Raw genomic sequence first — 17,315 nt, 5'->3', positions numbered from 1 at the left:
TATGCTCGTGCTCGCTGTCGCCGCAGGGAAATCCGGTGCGAATCCGGAACTGTCCCGCAACGGTGTGATTGGTGCGCTTTCGCGCACCCAGGAGTCCGAGACCTGCCGACGGTGCATCCGGTTCGACCGACCCGGATGCCGATACGTCCGGGCCTCGCGGTTGGGCCGGTGGACGCAATGCGGTGTGCCGCCCTTTCGGGGGTGAGGTGTGCCCGTGCGCCCCCTCCCCCGCCGGCCCCGAGCCGAGCGAGGGAGAGCACCCCGTGACCATCGCGCCAGTCGATCCGGCTTCTGCCACGGTGACGACCGAAGGACCCGGCACAGAGTTGCTGCGGACCCTGACGGACCTCACCGCCGATCTGCCCGACACCGACCCCGGCAGAGTCGCCGCGGCCGCGCTGCGCGGCCGGAACGCCGGTTCTGACGCGGCCGAGTTGCGTGCTCTCGCCACCGACGCCGCCGCCGGCCTGATCTCCGAGGACCCGGCGTACTCCCGCCTCGCGGCCCGGCTGCTGACCCGCACGATCCGGGACGAGGCGGCGACGCAGGGCGTCCACACCTTCTCCGACTCGGTCGGCGTGGGGCACCGCGAGGGCCTGATCGCGGACCGCGCCGCCAACTTCGTGGCGCTGCACGCTCCGCGGCTCGACGCGCTGATCGACAGGACGGCCGACGACCGTTTCGGCTACTTCGGCCTGCGGACCGTCTACAGCCGCTACCTGCTGCGCCACCCGATCACCCGTCAGGTGATCGAGACCCCGCAGCACTTCATGCTCCGGGTGGCGTCCGGCCTCGCCGAGGACGACTCGGTCCGCGCCCTGGACGAGGTCGCCGCGCTGTACCGGCTGATGAGCCGCCTGGACTACCTGCCGTCCTCGCCGACGCTCTTCAACTCCGGTACGCGCCACCCGCAGATGTCCTCCTGCTACCTCCTCGACTCTCCGCTGGACGAGCTCGACTCGATCTACGGCCGGTACCACGAGGTCGCCCGCCTCTCGAAGCACGCGGGTGGCATCGGCCTCTCGTACTCGCGCATCCGCGCCCGCGGTTCGCTGATCCGCGGCACCAACGGGCACTCCAACGGCATCGTCCCGTTCCTGCGCACCCTCGACTCCTCGGTCGCCGCCGTCAACCAGGGCGGCCGGCGCAAGGGCGCGGCCTGCGTCTACCTGGAGACGTGGCACGCGGACATCGAGGAGTTCCTGGAGCTGCGCGACAACACGGGCGAGGAGGCGCGGCGTACGCACAACCTGAACCTCGCGCACTGGATCCCCGACGAGTTCATGCGCCGGGTGGACGCGGACACCGACTGGTCGCTGTTCTCGCCGGTCGACGTGCCCGAGCTGGTCGACCTGTGGGGCGACGCGTTCGACGCGGCGTACCGCAAGGCCGAGGCGGACGGCCTGGCCCGTACGACGATCCCCGCGCGCCAGCTGTACGGCCGGATGATGCGCACCCTCGCGCAGACCGGCAACGGCTGGATGACCTTCAAGGACGCGTCGAACCGTACGGCGAACCAGACCGCCGAGCCCGGCTCCGTGGTGCACTCGTCGAACCTGTGCACGGAGATCCTGGAGGTGACGGACGACGGCGAGACCGCCGTGTGCAACCTCGGCTCGGTGAACCTCGGTTCGTTCGTGCTGGCCTCGGGCGAGATGGACTGGGAGCGTCTCGACGAGACCGTCCGTACCGCGGTGACCTTCCTCGACCGCGTCGTCGACATCAACTTCTACCCGACCGAGCAGGCCGGCCGCTCCAACGCCAAGTGGCGCCCGGTGGGCCTGGGCGCGATGGGTCTGCAGGACGTCTTCTTCCAGCTGAAGCTGCCGTTCGGCTCCCCCGAGGCGCAGGCGCTGTCCACCCGTATCGCCGAGCGGATCATGCTCGCGGCGTACGAGGCCTCCTGCGAGCTCGCCGAGCGCAACGGCCCGCTGCCCGCCTGGGAGAAGACCCGCACCGCGCGCGGTGTCCTGCACCCCGACCACTACGGCGTCGAGGTCACCTGGCCGGAGCGCTGGGAGGCGCTGCGCGCCCGTATCGCGAAGAGCGGCATGCGCAACTCCCTGCTCCTCGCGATCGCGCCGACCGCGACCATCGCGTCCATCGCGGGCGTGTACGAGTGCATCGAGCCACAGGTCTCCAACCTCTTCAAGCGCGAGACGCTCAGTGGTGAATTCCTCCAGGTCAACGCCTACTTGGTGGAGGAGCTCAAGAAGCTCGGCGTCTGGGACGCGCAGTCCCGCGAGGCGCTGCGCGAGTCCAGCGGATCGGTGCAGGGCTTCAGCTGGATCCCGGCGGAGGTGCGTGAGCTGTACCGCACGGCGTGGGAGATCCCGCAGCGCGGTCTGATCGACATGGCCGCCGCCCGTACGCCGTACCTCGACCAGAGCCAGTCGCTGAACCTCTTCCTGGAGACGCCGACCATCGGGAAGCTCAGCTCGATGTACGCGTACGCCTGGAAGAAGGGGCTGAAGACGACGTACTACCTGCGCTCGCGCCCGGCGACGCGCATCGCGCGGGCGGCCGGCTCCGGCGGCGCCGCGGTCGCCGCCCCCATCCCCGTCCAGCAAGTGGCCACCGCGACGGCTCCCGACGAGGACGCCATCGCCTGCTCCCTGGAAAACCCCGAGTCCTGCGAGGCCTGCCAGTAATGTCCACCAACGCCACCAAGAACCTCCTCGACCCGGGCTTCGAACTCACGCTGCGTCCCATGCGCTACCCGGACTTCTACGAGCGCTACCGCGACGCGATCAAGAACACCTGGTCGGTCGAGGAAGTCGACCTCCACTCGGACATCAGCGACCTCGCGAAGCTCTCCCCCGGCGAGCAGCACATGATCGGCCGACTGGTCGCGTTCTTCGCGACGGGCGACTCGATCGTCTCCAACAACCTGGTGCTGACGCTCTACAAGCACATCAACTCCCCCGAGGCGCGGCTGTACTTGAGCCGCCAGCTCTTCGAGGAGGCCGTGCACGTCCAGTTCTATCTGACGCTCCTGGACACCTACCTGCCCGACCCGGACGACCGGGCCGCCGCTTTCGACGCGGTCGAGGAGATCCCCTCCATCCGCGAGAAGGCGCAGTTCTGCTTCAAGTGGATGGACTCGGTCGAGAAGATCGACCGGCTGGAGTCGAAGGCGGACCGCCGTCGCTTCCTGCTCAACCTGATCTGCTTCGCGGCGTGCATCGAGGGGCTGTTCTTCTACGGCGCCTTCGCGTACGTGTACTGGTTCCGTTCGCGGGGTCTGCTGCACGGGCTGGCGACCGGCACCAACTGGGTGTTCCGTGACGAGACCTGCCACATGGACGCCGCGTTCGCGTTCGTCGACACCGTGCGCAAGGAGGAGCCGGACCTCTTCGACGACGAGCTGGGTCAGCAGATCACCGACATGATCAAGGAGGCCGTCGAGGCGGAGCTCCAGTTCGGCCAGGATCTGTGCGGCGAGGGCCTGCCGGGCATGAACACCGAGTCGATGCGCGAGTACCTCCAGTGCGTCGCCGACCAGCGCCTCCAGCGCCTGGGCCTCGCCCCGGTGTACGGCTCGGAGAACCCGTTCTCCTTCATGGAGCTGCAGGGTGTGCAGGAGCTGACGAACTTCTTCGAGCGCCGCCCGTCGGCGTACCAGACCGCGGTCGAGGGCTCGGTCGGATTCGACGACGACTTCTAGGCCTTCGGGGGCCTCCGGGCCTCGCGGACCTTCCCGGTCTTCATGGGCTCCACATGCTTCAGGGCTGCCTCCGGTACGAACCGGGGGCAGCCCTGTCTGCGTTTCACGCCCGTCACTCGGCGTCACGGCCGGCGGAACCTCCCGCCAGGGCCCAGTCGGCCCGCGACCGGGAAGCGGACCCGGGGACCGCCCGCAGGGCCGTCGGTGCGTGGGCGCCGGTGCCGCGTTCCGCCTGGCGGAGCTGTCGGTCGATGCGGCGCTCCCTCGCGTGCCCGATGAAGGACGGAAGGGTCAGGAGCACGAAGATGACGAGGACCACGAGGTAGTTCAGGACTGTTTCCATGCCTCCACTCTGGTGCTCCCCGCCGAAAAAAGTGAGTGGCAGGACTGCCATGGAACCTCGCATTACTGCCACGGTGGGGGCACACTGGAGACATGCTGAAAAACGTGGCCGTGGCGCTGATCGACGGAGTCAACCCGTTCGAACTGGGCGTGGTGTGCGAGGTGTTCGGGATCGACCGGAGCGATCAAGGGCTTCCGGTCTACGATTTCGCGGTGTGCGCCGCCGAACCGGGGACGTTGCCCACCCGTTCCGGCGCCTTCACCATTTCCGTGCCGCACGGCCTCGACCGGCTGGACAGCGCCGACCTCATCGCCATCCCGGCCGACCAGCACTGCGAGGCCGGCGTCTACCCCGAGCCGATGCTCGACGCGCTGCGCCGGGCCGTCGACCGGGGGGCGCGGGTGCTCAGCGTGTGCTCGGGCGCGTTCGTGCTCGGGGCCGCCGGACTGCTGGACGGGCGCCGCTGCACCACCCACTGGCGGCACACCGCCGAGCTGTCCCGGCGCCACCCGCTGGCCCGGGTCGAGCCCGACGTGCTGTACATCGACGACGGGCCCGTCATCACCTCGGCAGGCACCGCGGCGGGCATCGACGCCTGCCTGCACCTCCTGCGCCAGGAGCACGGCCCGGAGGTCGCCAACACCGTCGCCCGCCGCATGGTGGTACCGCCGCACCGCGACGGCGGGCAGGCGCAGTACATCGAGCGTCCGCTGACGCACGCGCGGTGCGACACCGTGGGTGAGGTGCTGGCCTGGATGGAGCGGCACCTGGACCTGGAGCTGACCGTCGAGCAGCTGGCCGAGCGCGCCCACATGTCCGCCAGGACCTTCGCGCGGCGCTTCCTCCAGGAGACCGGGACCACGCCGTACCGCTGGCTGCTGCGCCAGCGGGTGCTGCGGGCCCAGGAGTTGCTGGAGGCGACGGACGACACGGTGGACGCCGTCGCGGGCCGCACCGGCTTCGGCAACGCCGCCGCGCTGCGCCACCAGTTCATGCGTTCGCTGGGGACGACCCCGAACGCGTACCGGCGCACCTTCCGGGGGCCGGTACGGGCCGCCTGAGCCCCCGCGTACGCGAAGGGCCCCGCACCATCGGTGCGGGGCCCTTCGTCGATCACGTACGCGTCAGGCGTTCTCGACGATCGGGTAGCGGGCCGTGCCCTCTTCCATCTGCCGCAGCGCGTCCTTGCGGTCCCGCTTCGACAGCCTGTCGATGTACAGGTAGCCGTAGAGGTGGTCCGTCTCGTGCTGGAGGCAGCGGGCGAAGTAACCGGTGCCGCGCACCTTGATCGCGTTGCCCTGGGCGTCCTGGCCGTGCACCACCGCGTAGTCGGGGCGGGCCAGCTCGGCGTAGGCCGTGGGGACGGACAGGCAGCCCTCGTTGGCCTCTTCGAGCCGGCGCTGGTCCTGCGGGAGCTCTTCGAGTACCGGGTTGACGACCACACCGACGTGGCGGTCGCCCTCGTCGTCCGGGCAGTCGTAGACGAAGACCTTGAGGTCGACGCCGATCTGGTTGGCGGCCAGGCCGACACCCTCGGCCGCCCGCTGGCTGGCGAACATGTCGTCGATCAGCGCGGCGAGCTTGTCGTCGAACTCGGTGACGTCCCTGCACTCCTTGTGGAGGACCGGGTTCCCGACGACGGTGATGGGGCGGGCGGTGCCGCGCTCGCGGTACGCCTCCTCGCGCTCTGCCGTCTCTTCGGTGTCCACGACGAACCCGTCGTCGACCTGCTGGTCCGTCTCCTGCTGCGACATGTCCGCCGTACGCCTTCCTCAAAACCAGAAATACCCGAATCCGCATACCCGAATCCGCTGCGCGTACAGCCTACGGCCAGACTTCAGCAGACCTCTTCGAGGTCCCGCCACTCACGGCTGTCGGGACTGTCCGCCACCCACCCGTCGAGCAGCCCGCGGACCAGCCCGTCCGGCGCCGCCAGACCGCACTCGCGCTCCGGCACCCACAGCTCGCCCGCCGTGCGGTGGCCGAGCGGCCCGGGGTGGCCCGGCTCACTGTGGTCGTGCGGGTCGAGGTGCTCGCCGTCGCCCTCGTCGCTGGGCATCTGCGACTCGGAGCAGGCCCGGCACAGCAGCCGTACGGACGAGGACCAGTCCTCGGCGGCGAAGCCCGCGTCGGCCGCCAGCCGTTCCAGGGCGTCCCGGTCCGCCTCGGTGGCGGCCTCCAGAAGGACCACCCAGGTCGGGACGGGCGAGGGCGCCCACAGCTCGATCTCGTCGAAGACGGGGAAGGAGGGGCCCGCGGAGGTGACGCGCGCGCCGTGCGGTACGCCGTCGTGCAGGACCACCTCGCCCCAGCGCCGCCCGGACGAAGGCAGCGGGATCGACAGAACCTCGATGCGCGCCGGGTCGAGCCTGCGGCCCCACACCACCTCGGCCTCGCCCTCGGGCGACAGCCGGACGGCGGCGCTGCCGAGCTCCATGCCCACCGGCTCGCCGCTCTCGGTGGGCTCCCCGGGCACCTTCAGCCCGTACGCCTGCCAGGCGCGGCGCGCGAGCGGCCAGTCCTGCAGGGCGGTGGCCGCGATTCCGACGTTCCACCAGTCGGGGGCGCCGGTCTCTTGGTCGAGGAGCGCGACGGCGCGCAGCCCTGCCGCCCGCGCCTGTTCCCAGTCGTGCCGGAACTTGTGCAGCAGTGCCAGGTTGAACCACGACTCGGACAGCCAGGGTTCGAGGTCGGCCGCGCGCGTCAGCAGCGCCCCCGCGTCCTCGTACCGACCGTCGCCGATCAGCGTGAACGCGCGGTCGGTGGCCTGCCGCCACGAAGCGGAGGGTCGATGCCGTACCTTCCCGAAGATCCTCACGATTCCCGCCTGCCGGTCGCTGAAGGCCCGTACCCCCGGACACCCATTTCTTGCTCTTCTTCGCATCCAACCATGCCCTGTCGGAGGGCCGCTCATTACCCATGGGTTACCCAGGTGAGGACGGGGTCAGACCGCCGCGGGACAGGACACGTGCGAGGGATTCCACGACCTCGCTCTGGTAGTCGTGGCCGGTACCGAGGCGAAGGTGCTCCAGGGCGTTCAGCCTGCCGCCGAGACGGCTGCCGTTCTCCCCCGGCCCGCTTTCCCCCGACAGGTCGTCGTATGCGTTGACGGCTCGGACGATCCGGGCGGAAAGCGGCTGTTCACGGTAGGGGTCGGCCTGCCGCTCCACGACCACCGCGACCTCGGCCCGCACCCCGGTCCGGCGCACGACCGCCCCGCCGAGGAGAGCGATCCTGCGCTGCTCGGCGGGCGCCAGACGGGCGGTGGCCCCGGCGGGGACCGGGTCGAGGAGCGAGAGCTGGCCGATGTCGTGCATCAGCGCCGCGTACTCCAGGACGGTCAGCTCGGGCTCGGAAAGGCCCAGCTCACGACCGACCGCGCGGCTGAGCTGGGCGACCCGGTGGGCGTGGCCGGGCGGGGTGTATCCGGCGATCTCGGTGGCGCGGGCCAGCGAGGTGATGGTCTGGCGGTACGTCGTACGAACCTCGGCGTAGCGCCGGAAGGACAGTTGGGTGAGCAGCAGAGGTACGCAGAAGACGGGCAGGGCCCACAGCCCGGCCACGGCGACCGCGAGCGCCATCACGGCGCCGGTGGCGCAGACGGCGGAACCGATGCCGATCAGGGCGCGCAGCTCGTCACGGAGCAGGGAGCCGTACGGATAGCCGGTGCGCGCCCGGGCCATGGTGGCGGCGAGCACGGCGTCGCACAGGGCGGTCAGGACGAGGACGAGCAGCAGGAAGAGGGCGAAGTACGGTCCGTAGCCTACCCAGCGCCCCAGCGTGCCGGAGTTGTAGAGCGGCTGGAAGCAGACCGCCGCGAAGGCGACGGTGAGGACGCGGCGGGCGACGTGGTCGAGGGCGGGCCCATGGCCGTTGGCGACGTGCGGCACGGCGCCGGCGAGGGCCGCCGCGACGACGACGGCGACGATCTGGAGGACGCCGTGGCTGGTGGCGTGCCCGGCGTTCTGCCCGAGCAGGGCGTAGGCGAGGGCTCCGGCGGTGCCGAGCGGCGCGGGGTCGCGTTCGCCGGGCAGCGGCGAGGGGCCTCGGCGGGCGCCCCAGCGGGCGAGCTCGCCGACGGCGATGAGGACGCCGAAGGCGAGGGCGACACCGGGCTGGGTGACGCCGTGCCAGAGGGTGTCGCCGAGGGCGCACCCGGTGAGCGCGGTGGCGGCGGCGTACACGAGCCCCACGGCGAACGGCGGCCTCTGCTGCCGCGGCCGCTCCCGCTTCGCGTCACGCGCGCGTGGCGCGCCCCTGCTCACGCTCCGTGCTCCGGGGCCGAGGGCGGACCGGGGGCGGCGACGGGGGCGTCCTCGTCGGGGCCGGCCGCCCGGGTCGCCGGGGCGCCTGGGCGCGGAGGCGGGACGTTTCCTCTGAGGTCGGACGGGTGGGGCACCACCGGCGTGCCGGGCGTCCCCGGTGCGTCGGGTGCGTCGGGTGCGGACGGTGGGACGGTCACCGGGTCGCGTTCGTCCGCCGGGGCACGTTCGCCCGACGGGTCGCGTTCGCCCGACGGGTCGCGTTCGTCCGCCGTGACCGAGTGGTGCCAGCCGTGCCGGTCGAGCGCCCGGATCAGCGCGGCCACCATCTCCGGATCGAACTGGGTCCCGGCGCACCTGTCGAGCTCCTCCACCGCCCTGCCGACCGGCCGGGCCCTTCGGTAGGAGCGGGTCGACGTCATCGCGTCGAAGGCGTCCGCGACGGCGACGACCCGGGCGAACTCGGGGATCTGGCGACCGCTGAGCCCGTACGGGTAACCACTCCCGTCGAGCCGCTCGTGGTGGTGCAGGATCGCGGACCGCGCCTCCCCGAGGAAGCCGATGCCCCGGACCATCTCGTGCCCGTACTCGGGGTGCAGTTCGATGATGCGGCGCTCCTGGGGGGTCAGCGGCCCGTCCTTGCGCAGGAGCCGGGTCGGTACACCCAGCTTGCCCACGTCGTGCAGGATCCCGGCGAAGCGCAGGACCTCGATGCGTTCCTCGTCCATGGCCAGCTCGCGGGCGATCATCACCGACGCCTGGCCGACCCGCTCGCTGTGCCCGCGCGTGTACTCGTCCTTGATGTCGACGGCCTGCACGAGGGCGCGAATGGTGGCCTGGTGAGCGGCGCGCTCGCGGTGGTACTGCGCGAAGACCCAGCAGGAGATGCACATGGGCAGCAGGACGAGGAGCGCGGCGAGCGGCCCGTACGGGCTGCGCCACAGGACGGCCATCATCAGCCCGGCGAGGCCCTGCACACAGTGCGGTGCCAGGGAGCGCAGCAGCAGGCCGCGCCAGGCGGTGCGTACGGGCAGGGGTTCGGCGGTGGCGAGGATGCCGCCGTCGAGGGCGGTCAGGGCCAGGCAGAAGACCAGGACGGCCGCGCCGGCGGGCAGCAGGGCGTACGGGAAGTCGGGGGCGAGGACCCCGACTTCCGGCCCCCCGCTGTCGGCGCCGCCGAGCGAGGCCCGGCCGTCGAGGAGGGAGTAGACCTCGGCCGCGGCCCGCGCCGCGAGCGCGAGCTGGGCCGCCCGCCAGGCGCGGCGCACGGCTCGCGGTCCCTGCTCGACGTGGCCGACGAGGGCGCCGGGCACGGCGACGAGCGCGGCGGCCGGGGGCGGCAGCAGCAGGACGGCGGCGAGCAGGACGGGAAAGAAGGAGCCCGCGCCGATCCGTACGGCGCTGCCGAGGAACGGCCGGCGGCCCAGCAGCTCACCCGCGGCATACAGGGCCGAGAGCAGGGCGACGGCGGTCCACGGCGTACCGGCGTCCGGGCGCAGCGCGGGGAGCGCACAGCAGGCCGCCGCGAGCAGCGCCCCCAGAATGTACGCGCGCGCCGCCGCTGAAAGGGCTCTCACCAGCCTCGCTCCTGTGTCCCGCAGCTCGACCCGCCGCGCCCGCCAATCCGTGCGTCAGGCTAGCGAGTTGAGGGGATCCGGAGAGAAGGAAGCGGCCGTTTAGCACCATTGAGTGACAACCGGCCGACTTCTCGCCCCGAGAGGGGCCAGAGGAGCTACAGGGAGGTCCCGGAAGCCCGCACGGGACCGTGGGCGGAGCCCGGCCGGAAGCACCCTTCGGGCGTCCCGGGAGCGAGCCCTACGCCTCCTTGGCGACGGGCTGGTCCGCGGCGTTCGTAAGCGTCACGTCCTGCTCGGGCACCGCCTGCCCGGAGCGGATCAGATCGATCCGCCCCAGGACCTTCGACCGCAGGTCGGAGGGCACGTCGTCACTGCCGCAGCAGCGCTTCACCAGCTTCTTCACAGCCTGCTCCAGGCCGTACTTCTCCAGGCACGGGGAGCACTCCTCGAAGTGCACCTCGAACTTGGTGCAGTCGCTGTCGGGCATCTCGTGGTCGAGGAACTCGTAAAGATGGTCCAGGACTTCGGAGCAATCAGTCTCGTGCGGCTCTCCGCAGCTCATGAGCCCGAGCCTTTCCGATCGTGCGAGTCCGCGGCGCCCGCCGGGACCAGCCCGCGGTCACGCGCGTAGTCCTCAAGCATGCCGCGCAGTTGACGGCGGCCCCGGTGCAGCCGGGACATCACCGTACCGATGGGTGTTCCCATGATGTCCGCGATCTCCTTGTACGCAAAGCCCTCTACGTCCGCGAGATAGACCGCGATGCGGAACTCCTCGGGGATCGCCTGCAGCGCGGACTTGACGTCCGAGTCGGGCAGGTGGTCGAGCGCCTGGGACTCCGCGGAGCGCAGGCCCGTCGACATGTGCGACTCGGCGCGCGCGAGCTGCCAGTCCTCGATCTCCTCGGCGCCACTGCGCTGCGGCTCCCGCTGCTTCTTGCGGTAGGTGTTGATGAAGGTGTTCGTCAGAATGCGGTACAGCCACGCCTTCAGATTCGTGCCCTCACGGAACTGGTGGAAGGACCCGTACGCCTTCGCGTACGTCTCCTGCACCAGGTCCTCTGCGTCGGCCGGATTACGTGTCATACGCAGGGCGGCCGAGTACATCTGGTCGAGGAAACCCAGAGCGTCCCGCTCGAAGCGCGCATTGCGCTCGGCGGTGCTCTCCTGCGCGGTGTCCTCCGCCGCCTGGCCGTCGTCGGTCCCTGTGTCGGTCCCAGTGACCGGACCCACCTCCTCCAACGCCGTGGCGAGCCCGAATGCGGACCCACTCGAATCGGAGGATAGACGACGATCCGTCCCGTCCGCCGCCCGACGAGGGACGGTCTTGGCCGCGGTCAGCACCGTCCACTCCAGGTCAGCGGCGTGCGAGCGGCTAGGGCAGATGGTCGAACCCATGCGACGGACTTCCTCTCCACGTAAGTGCTGCGTATGTCGACGCCCCGAACAACAGCGGCCCCCGGGTCAACATTCCCGAAGCCCGTCGATCCAGCCCAGTACGCCTTCGGTCAGCACCTCCAGGGCCCGCTCCTGGCCCCCCTCGGCCTTCTTCGGTACAGCGAAACCGTGATCCCCGTACGGCACTTCCAGGAGCCGGTGATCACCCGACGGGAACTCGGCCGGCTTCCCGAAAGGATCGTTCCCGCCCTGTACGACCAACGTGGGTACTCCGGCCCCCAGGAGCTCCGCCGCCCGGGACTTCTCCGGCCTGCCCGGAGGATGCAGCGGGAAGCTCAGTGCCAGCACGGCGCACGCCCCCAGCTCGCGCGCCGTCCGGCACGCGACCCGCGCCCCCGCGCTGCGCCCGCCCGCGACGACCGGCAGCCCGGCCTTCGCCAGCGCCGGCCACAGCCCGCGCCACGCGGCGTCCAAGGTCTTGGGCGCGGGAGCGACCCGCTTGCCGGCCACCCGCCAGGGCTGCTCCACCAGGGCCACGGTCACGCCGTGCGCGGGCAGCGCACCGGCCAGGGCGACCAGATCCCGCGCCTCGATCCCTCCCCCGGCGCCATGGCTGACGGCCAGCACGAGCCGCGCCTGCCGGGCCGCCACCCAGGTGATGCGGGCATCGCCCGCGGGGGTCTGAACCATCTCACTGACTGTCACCCCCACATCCTGCCGCGCGGGGGCCCCACCCCTGTCCCGCGCCTCTCAGAACAAGGTGCCCACTTCCGGTCCGGACAGCTCCTCCAGCAGCTCCGGCCCGTTGTTCCGTACGTTGCTCACGGCCGTCCCCACCGGGTACGCCCGCATCAGCCCGCCCGGCGGCGGCGTCAGCAGTGCCCGCACGTCCTGCGCGTCCGTCCTTGCGGGGTCCAGCCACGCGTCCCACCGGTCGGGCAGGAGCATCAGCGGCATTCGGGGATGGATGTCGGCCAGCGACCCCGGGCCCTCCGCCGGCGCGACCGCCAGCGGCGCGGTCTCCGCCTCCGTGGTGATCACCGAGCAGGTCGCCCACCAGGCCCGCGGATGGTCGTCGGGCAGGGTCCGGTCACGCCAGAACTCGTACAGCCCGGCCATCGCCATCACGGACCCGTCCGCGGGGGTCACGAAGTACGGCTGCTTCCTGGCCCGCTTCTTCTTCCCCTCCACCTCCAGCTCGCGCTCCTGCGTGCCGGTGACCCACTCGTAGTACCCGTCGGCGGGAACGATGCAGCGCCGCGCGGCGAACGGCCGCCGGAACGACGGCTTCTCGTGCACGGTCTCGGCCCGCGCGTTGATCATCCGCGCACCGCCCTCGGGCGACTTCGCCCAGGAAGGCACGAGCCCCCACTTCAGCGTCCGCAGCTGCCGCACCGGACGCTGCTCGTCCGAGGCCTTGACCGACCGCTCCAGCACCACCTGGACCTCTTTGGTGGGAGCCACGTTCCAGTCGGACGCGAGCGCCTCGGTGGGCTCCCACATCTCCACCCCGAAGAGCCCGACAAGATCCTCGGGCCCCCGGCTCGCCGCAAACCGTCCGCACATGCTTCCGCCCCTCCCCGACTACGACTCCGCTCCCCACCATGCTGCCCGACCGGCCACACCGACGGCGAGCCACGGCCGATGGACTACGCCATCACGGCCCGGCAAGCTCGCACCACACAAGCTTCCCGCCCGCACCGAGCAACCCCTCACGCAGGCTGTAATGCCCCTACCGGTCGGCCAGCTCATGCACGATCCACAGCCCGCGTCCACTCTCACTGTCCGCAAGGTCCCCGCCCCTCACTGCTTCGACAGGCCGGGGCGGCTCGGGATTGGTGTCCCAGACAGTCAGCCGCAACGTCTTGTGCGCCCACTTCACACGGAGAGAGGCGGGTCCGATCGAGTGCTCATGGGCATTCGTCACGAGCTCCGACGCCAACAGCTCGGCGGTCAACAGCAGTTCACTGAGCCCATGCGCTCTGAGGATCAGCCGCAGGGCACCCCGCGCGACTCCGACGCCAAGCGGGTCATGAGGAATCTGAATGGCGTGCTCCCAGGCATCCCCAAGTGCAGTCATGCGAATCTCCACCCCAGTAAGGGACTTCACGACACGAAGCGAACGCCGGGCGGTGGCAATGCCGCGCTCCGGGCAGGCCGAAGTGCGGTGCGCTTCCGAAACCCCGAAGCTCACTTGCGTGATGTACTCGACACTCACGGTAGGGAACTTCGGCATACCTTTGCAACTCATTCCCTGAAAGAGTGGACCTCCACGCCTTCAGGCCGGCAGACTCGCCGTGAGCACTCAGAAGGAGACCCAGAGTTGGCACTTCGCATGGTCGTCAGCGAGCGGCAACGCCGTTTCGGCGCCGAGCTACGCTCCCTCCGCGAGCAAGCCCGCGTCACCCTGGGCGATGCCGCCACAGCAACCGGCATGAAGCGCCCCTTCCTCAGTCACATCGAGGCGGGACGCACCGCGATCACCACAGAACGCCTACACACCCTGTGCGGCATATATGGACACAAAGGTGGCCCGTACGTCGAGGCGCTCGTCGCCATGTCAGAGACAAACGGAAAGGGCTGGTGGAGCGCCTACAAGGGGAGGGCCCCGCAGTCAGTCATGGACCTGGCCGAGATGGAGTCGACTGCAGTCTCACTCCACCTGCACGAGTCGCTGGTAGTTCCGGGACTGCTCCAGACTCCCGGCTACACACGGGCCATCCTCAACACAGCCAAACCGGTTCGCAGCACCATTGACGATGCCACTGCCTTCCGGATGGACCGCCAGCAGATCCTCACGGCAGCGAACGCACCCACGGTCCATGCCGTCATCTACGAAGCGGCCCTGCACATGCACCAAGGCGAGCCGGACACGATGCGGACGCAACTCCTGCGCCTCATCGAACTGGCGAAACTACCCAACGTAACCATCCAGATCTACCCGTTCCGGGCCGGCGCTTATCCCGCCTTCAGCGGCCCCTTCCTGCACGCAACACCGGCAGTACCCAGACTCGGGACCGTTGTCCTGGAGCACCCCATCAAGCCGATCCACCTGGGAGAGGGGGAACATCTCACGCAATACGACTCGTTGTTCGAGCAGCTGACCCGCCACGCGCTCCCACCGATCGACCCGTCAATGCCTCCCGAGTCCCACGTGGGCAAGGATTCACTGGGCCTGATCCAGCACGTGCTGTACACACTCTAGGAAGGCCACATGTCCGAACTGCACTGGCAGAAGTCATCGTTCAGCGTCGGCGAAGGAGGCAACTGCCTCAACCTCGCCACCGCCCCCGACGGAACGATCCGCCTCCGGGAGAGCGACAACCCGGAGGAGATCATCTCGACCACCCCCATACGCCTCAAGGAACTCATACGAACCATCAAAGCCAACGAGCCCGGCGGCTGGGGCGCCCTGAGCTGACCACGCCCTCGACGCCTGGGCCTGGACGATCAAGAAGCCGCGAACGCATACCAATGCGGTCTACTTCCAGGTATACTGAAAAGTATGACGATGACGACGATAAAGGTGAGGTCCGACATCCGCGACCGCCTGGCCCGGGTAGCTACCGAGGACCTGGGCGGCGTCACCCTGGACACGGCCCTCGAAGCGCTCCTTCTGGAACACCACAAGGCGCAGATCCTCGCCGCGTACGACCGCCTCAAGAACGACCCCGAAGCGTGGGCCGCGTACACCGCCGAACAGGACGAGTGGGACGGCACAGCCAGCGACGGACTGACCGGCGACGCCTGGAAGATTACGCAGTGAGCCGTAAATCCGCCCCGTGGGAAGTCTGGTTCGTCGACCTCGATCCAGTCACCGGGTCCGAGCAGGGCAGAAGGCGCCCCGTGGTGGTCGTCTCTTCGCCACTGTTCGCCGCTTTCCCCACCGCAATGGCAATCGTCGTTCCGCTCAGCTCGGTGGGCCGCGGCCTCCCGCACCACGTCCCGGTGTCCTCGCCGGAATCCGGTCTCGACCGACCGAGCTGGGCGCGCGTGGACGACGTACGCGCCATCTCCGAACAGCGACTGACCCGCAAGATGGGCAACGCCACCAGCAAGGAGGCCGAGGACATCCGCGCACAGCTCAGGCTCATGATGGATATCTAGCCAGCGCAGCCAGACCCCGCACCCGTTGCCCGCCCCTGATTTTTCTGGGGCGGGCGCACTCGTTTAAGCAGCACTCCCGGAGCCGAAGGAGCAGCGAACCCACTTCGAACGCTCCGGCTGCTCACCGCTCTGCTCAGCAGATCACAGTGCCGCAACTGAGAGCCACTGGTTCCTCCCAAAAAGGACCACTTCATCGTTCCGGCAAGGGTGTTCGCTCTGGTGAAACAACACACACGACAGATAGCGTCGAGTCACCCGAGACAACTTTCGCCCCACCGGGAGTCACCAGTGAACCGCCGCTCTTTGCCCGTTGCTGCCGCACTCGCAGCAACCGCTGCCCTACTCCTCACGGCATGCGGCAGCGGAGACGAGGAACCCAACGCTAAGGAGGAGATCGCTGGCGTCGACGAAGGCGCCAAGAAATCCGCGTCTCCGACACCGTCGGCCACAGAGTCCACCCGCCGCCCCGAGATCAAGCTCCCCGCGGACGTCACCCTGACCTTCACGCCGGAGCAGGCCGGGGACGCAGTGCAAGACGCGGTCCTCAAGGACAACGCGGAGTTCATTCGTGCGCTCAACGCAGCCATCACCGCGGGCGACCCTCGCCACCCCGCCCTCGGGTTCTACACGGAAGGCGAGGCCGCGGTCTCCGCTGAAGGGTGGGTGAAGTCGTTCAAGGACGCCGGTTGGACCGTAACCGGAACCGTCCGCTACTTCGATCGGCAAGTCACAGTCAAGTCCAAGACTTCTGCCTCCATCAGATACTGCGCGGATGAGAGCAAGGGGTTCAGCAAGGTCGTGAAGACCGGCGAGATCAAGGGCACGAAAGCATCCAAGAACAACTACATCGTCTATGGGGCCCAAGTCGCCAAGACCAAAGAGGGCACCTGGGAACTGATGAAGATTTCATCCACCCGCGGTGCTGCGATGTGCCAGCCGTGAACAGGACCATTCGTGCCCTCGCGCCTGTCTTCGCCGGTGCTCTCTGTCTTTGCTCACCGGCTGTGTCCCATGCAGAGCAGCTTCCACCAACAGGCGGCGGCGGGCTCGGCTCCGGCGGCGTTGAAGACAACAAGATCTCGGCCAAGGTAGGAAAGGTCGACTTCAACTACGACAAAAACGGCCAGGGGGCCGCCGCAGGCCCGCTCGCCCCCCAGGGCAACTGGATGCCTCCCGCCTGCTGGTACGCGCCGAAGTACACCCCTGCCCAGTTCAAGAAGACCGTGGAACCCATCTGGGCAGCCGACTCCACCGGCCCGCAGTGGGACTTGGAACAGCGCAAGCGCTATGTCGACGGCGAGCCGTACAAGGACTTCAACGCCGACAAAGCCGGCAAGGGCTACTGGTGGGACTCGTACGCCAACGAAAATTACCCAGCCGGCTGGGACGCCTGCGAGAAGCCCTACTTCTGGGTCGACAACGGCGATCCGCCCCCTGCCGATGTCCCCGAGGCCGTTACCCCAGAGATCCTCGCGCACCTCGCGTACGCCGAGATCCTCGTGCCGGACACCGCAATCGAGCTCGCCCCCGAGGCCAACACCAAGGTGAATCTGCCGACTTGGGCCTGGCTGGACAAGGCCGAATTCAAGCCCGTCTCCGTGACCGCCTCGGTCGCCGTCCTGGGCATACAGGCCACCACCACGGCCACCCCGGTCTCCCTCAAGATCGAGCCCGGCACCAAGGACGCCACACTCCACCCCGCCTCCGGCGAATGCCCCATCGAGAACGGCAGCATCGGCACCCCCTACACCAAGGGATCAGCCGACCAGCTCCCGCCCTGCGGCCTCACCTACCTCCGCTCCTCCGGCGACGGCACGTACAAACTCCAGGCCACAGTCACCTGGGAAATCACCTGGACAGGCACCGGCATCGACGGCGACCAGCCACTGCCGAGCGGGACGTTCGGCGCCGAGCAGGACATCGCCGTCCAGGAGATTCAGGCCATCAACCGCTGAGACCAGCGG

19 protein-coding genes and 1 riboswitch are annotated in these 17,315 nt (G+C 69.5%); of the genes, 9 read left to right on the top strand and 10 right to left on the bottom strand.

All coding sequences use genetic code 11. The features are described from left to right. Position 1: 1 nt before the first annotated feature. Positions 2–124, top strand: a riboswitch (cobalamin riboswitch). 139 nt (positions 125–263) lie between these two features. Together ACLLJJ_RS27275 and ACLLJJ_RS27270 are read left to right on the top strand one after the other, a co-directional pair. Then, positions 264–2,651: a ribonucleoside-diphosphate reductase subunit alpha gene (locus tag ACLLJJ_RS27275; RefSeq protein ID WP_434596301.1), complete on the top strand. Its 2,388-nt coding sequence runs from the start codon at positions 264–266 to the stop codon at positions 2,649–2,651. After that, entirely contained in the window at positions 2,651–3,667 is a 1,017-nt protein-coding gene (locus ACLLJJ_RS27270) for a ribonucleotide-diphosphate reductase subunit beta (protein ID WP_434596298.1), read from the top strand. Before ACLLJJ_RS27275 ends, ACLLJJ_RS27270 begins: the two co-directional genes overlap by 1 nt. Positions 3,668–3,779: 112 nt before the next feature. Here the strand turns inward: ACLLJJ_RS27270 and ACLLJJ_RS27265 are convergent, their stop codons facing one another. Further along, positions 3,780–4,010 carry a hypothetical protein gene (locus ACLLJJ_RS27265; protein ID WP_434596296.1) on the bottom strand — a complete coding sequence of 77 codons (231 nt, stop codon included), beginning with the start codon at positions 4,008–4,010 and terminating at the stop codon, positions 3,780–3,782. A 92-nt stretch (positions 4,011–4,102) separates the two neighbouring features. Between ACLLJJ_RS27265 and ACLLJJ_RS27260 the strand changes: the two genes are divergently transcribed. After that, entirely contained in the window at positions 4,103–5,071 is a 969-nt protein-coding gene (locus ACLLJJ_RS27260) for a helix-turn-helix domain-containing protein (RefSeq protein ID WP_434596293.1), read from the top strand. 63 nt (positions 5,072–5,134) lie between these two features. Here the strand turns inward: ACLLJJ_RS27260 and def are convergent, their stop codons facing one another. The 9 genes from def to ACLLJJ_RS27215 all read right to left on the bottom strand — a co-directional run bounded on the left by def (position 5,135) and on the right by ACLLJJ_RS27215 (position 13,462). Further along, positions 5,135–5,764: a peptide deformylase gene (gene def, locus ACLLJJ_RS27255; protein WP_434596290.1), complete on the bottom strand. Its 630-nt coding sequence runs from the start codon at positions 5,762–5,764 to the stop codon at positions 5,135–5,137. Positions 5,765–5,847: 83 nt separating this feature from the next. Continuing rightward, positions 5,848–6,828 carry a tetratricopeptide repeat protein gene (locus ACLLJJ_RS27250; protein ID WP_434596287.1) on the bottom strand — a complete coding sequence of 327 codons (981 nt, stop codon included), beginning with the start codon at positions 6,826–6,828 and terminating at the stop codon, positions 5,848–5,850. A 106-nt stretch (positions 6,829–6,934) separates the two neighbouring features. Further along, positions 6,935–8,203, bottom strand: coding sequence for an HD-GYP domain-containing protein (locus ACLLJJ_RS27245; protein ID WP_434600536.1), 1,269 nt, complete (start codon positions 8,201–8,203; stop codon positions 6,935–6,937). A gap of 68 nt (positions 8,204–8,271) precedes the next feature. After that, complete coding sequence (locus ACLLJJ_RS27240) at positions 8,272–9,849, bottom strand: HD domain-containing phosphohydrolase (RefSeq protein WP_434596284.1); 1,578 nt, start codon at positions 9,847–9,849, stop codon at positions 8,272–8,274. 238 nt (positions 9,850–10,087) lie between these two features. Then, positions 10,088–10,411, bottom strand: coding sequence for a mycothiol system anti-sigma-R factor (gene rsrA, locus ACLLJJ_RS27235; RefSeq protein WP_283517218.1), 324 nt, complete (start codon positions 10,409–10,411; stop codon positions 10,088–10,090). After that, entirely contained in the window at positions 10,408–11,079 is a 672-nt protein-coding gene (locus tag ACLLJJ_RS27230; protein ID WP_434600535.1) for a sigma-70 family RNA polymerase sigma factor, read from the bottom strand. The genes rsrA and ACLLJJ_RS27230 overlap by 4 nt, the downstream gene beginning before the upstream one ends. 231 nt (positions 11,080–11,310) lie before the next feature. After that, a complete protein-coding gene (locus ACLLJJ_RS27225; protein ID WP_434596281.1) occupies positions 11,311–11,934 on the bottom strand; it encodes an alpha/beta hydrolase family protein in 624 nt (207 codons plus the stop codon). A gap of 60 nt (positions 11,935–11,994) precedes the next feature. Continuing rightward, positions 11,995–12,810 (bottom strand): SOS response-associated peptidase, encoded by an 816-nt coding sequence (locus ACLLJJ_RS27220; RefSeq protein ID WP_434596278.1) that lies wholly within the window; start codon positions 12,808–12,810, stop codon positions 11,995–11,997. Between the two features lie 166 nt (positions 12,811–12,976). Then, positions 12,977–13,462, bottom strand: a complete 486-nt coding sequence (locus ACLLJJ_RS27215) for an ATP-binding protein (protein WP_434596275.1) — start codon at positions 13,460–13,462, stop codon at positions 12,977–12,979. Between the two features lie 105 nt (positions 13,463–13,567). Here ACLLJJ_RS27215 and ACLLJJ_RS27210 point away from each other — a divergent pair, with 105 nt between their 5' ends. The 6 genes from ACLLJJ_RS27210 (at position 13,568) to ACLLJJ_RS27185 (ending at position 17,306) form a co-directional block, all read left to right on the top strand. Beyond that, the gene (locus tag ACLLJJ_RS27210) at positions 13,568–14,449 is read left to right on the top strand and encodes a helix-turn-helix domain-containing protein (protein WP_434596273.1); all 882 of its coding nucleotides are present in this window, start codon (positions 13,568–13,570) and stop codon (positions 14,447–14,449) included. Between the two features lie 9 nt (positions 14,450–14,458). Then, complete coding sequence (locus tag ACLLJJ_RS27205; protein ID WP_434596272.1) at positions 14,459–14,665, top strand: DUF397 domain-containing protein; 207 nt, start codon at positions 14,459–14,461, stop codon at positions 14,663–14,665. 84 nt (positions 14,666–14,749) lie between these two features. Continuing rightward, complete coding sequence (locus ACLLJJ_RS27200; protein ID WP_434596270.1) at positions 14,750–15,010, top strand: hypothetical protein; 261 nt, start codon at positions 14,750–14,752, stop codon at positions 15,008–15,010. After that, positions 15,007–15,351, top strand: a complete 345-nt coding sequence (locus tag ACLLJJ_RS27195) for a type II toxin-antitoxin system PemK/MazF family toxin (RefSeq protein ID WP_434596268.1) — start codon at positions 15,007–15,009, stop codon at positions 15,349–15,351. The genes ACLLJJ_RS27200 and ACLLJJ_RS27195 overlap by 4 nt, the downstream gene beginning before the upstream one ends. Before the next feature lie 288 nt (positions 15,352–15,639). Continuing rightward, complete coding sequence (locus ACLLJJ_RS27190) at positions 15,640–16,293, top strand: hypothetical protein (protein ID WP_434596266.1); 654 nt, start codon at positions 15,640–15,642, stop codon at positions 16,291–16,293. Further along, complete coding sequence (locus ACLLJJ_RS27185; protein WP_434596263.1) at positions 16,281–17,306, top strand: hypothetical protein; 1,026 nt, start codon at positions 16,281–16,283, stop codon at positions 17,304–17,306. Before ACLLJJ_RS27190 ends, ACLLJJ_RS27185 begins: the two co-directional genes overlap by 13 nt. Positions 17,307–17,315: the final 9 nt, after the last annotated feature.

Source organism: Streptomyces sp. A5-4 (genome assembly GCF_051131715.1).
Lineage (GTDB): Bacteria > Actinomycetota > Actinomycetes > Streptomycetales > Streptomycetaceae > Streptomyces.
The sequence above is the reverse complement of the archived record's forward strand: the minus strand, read 5'-3'. Positions and strand labels throughout refer to the sequence as shown.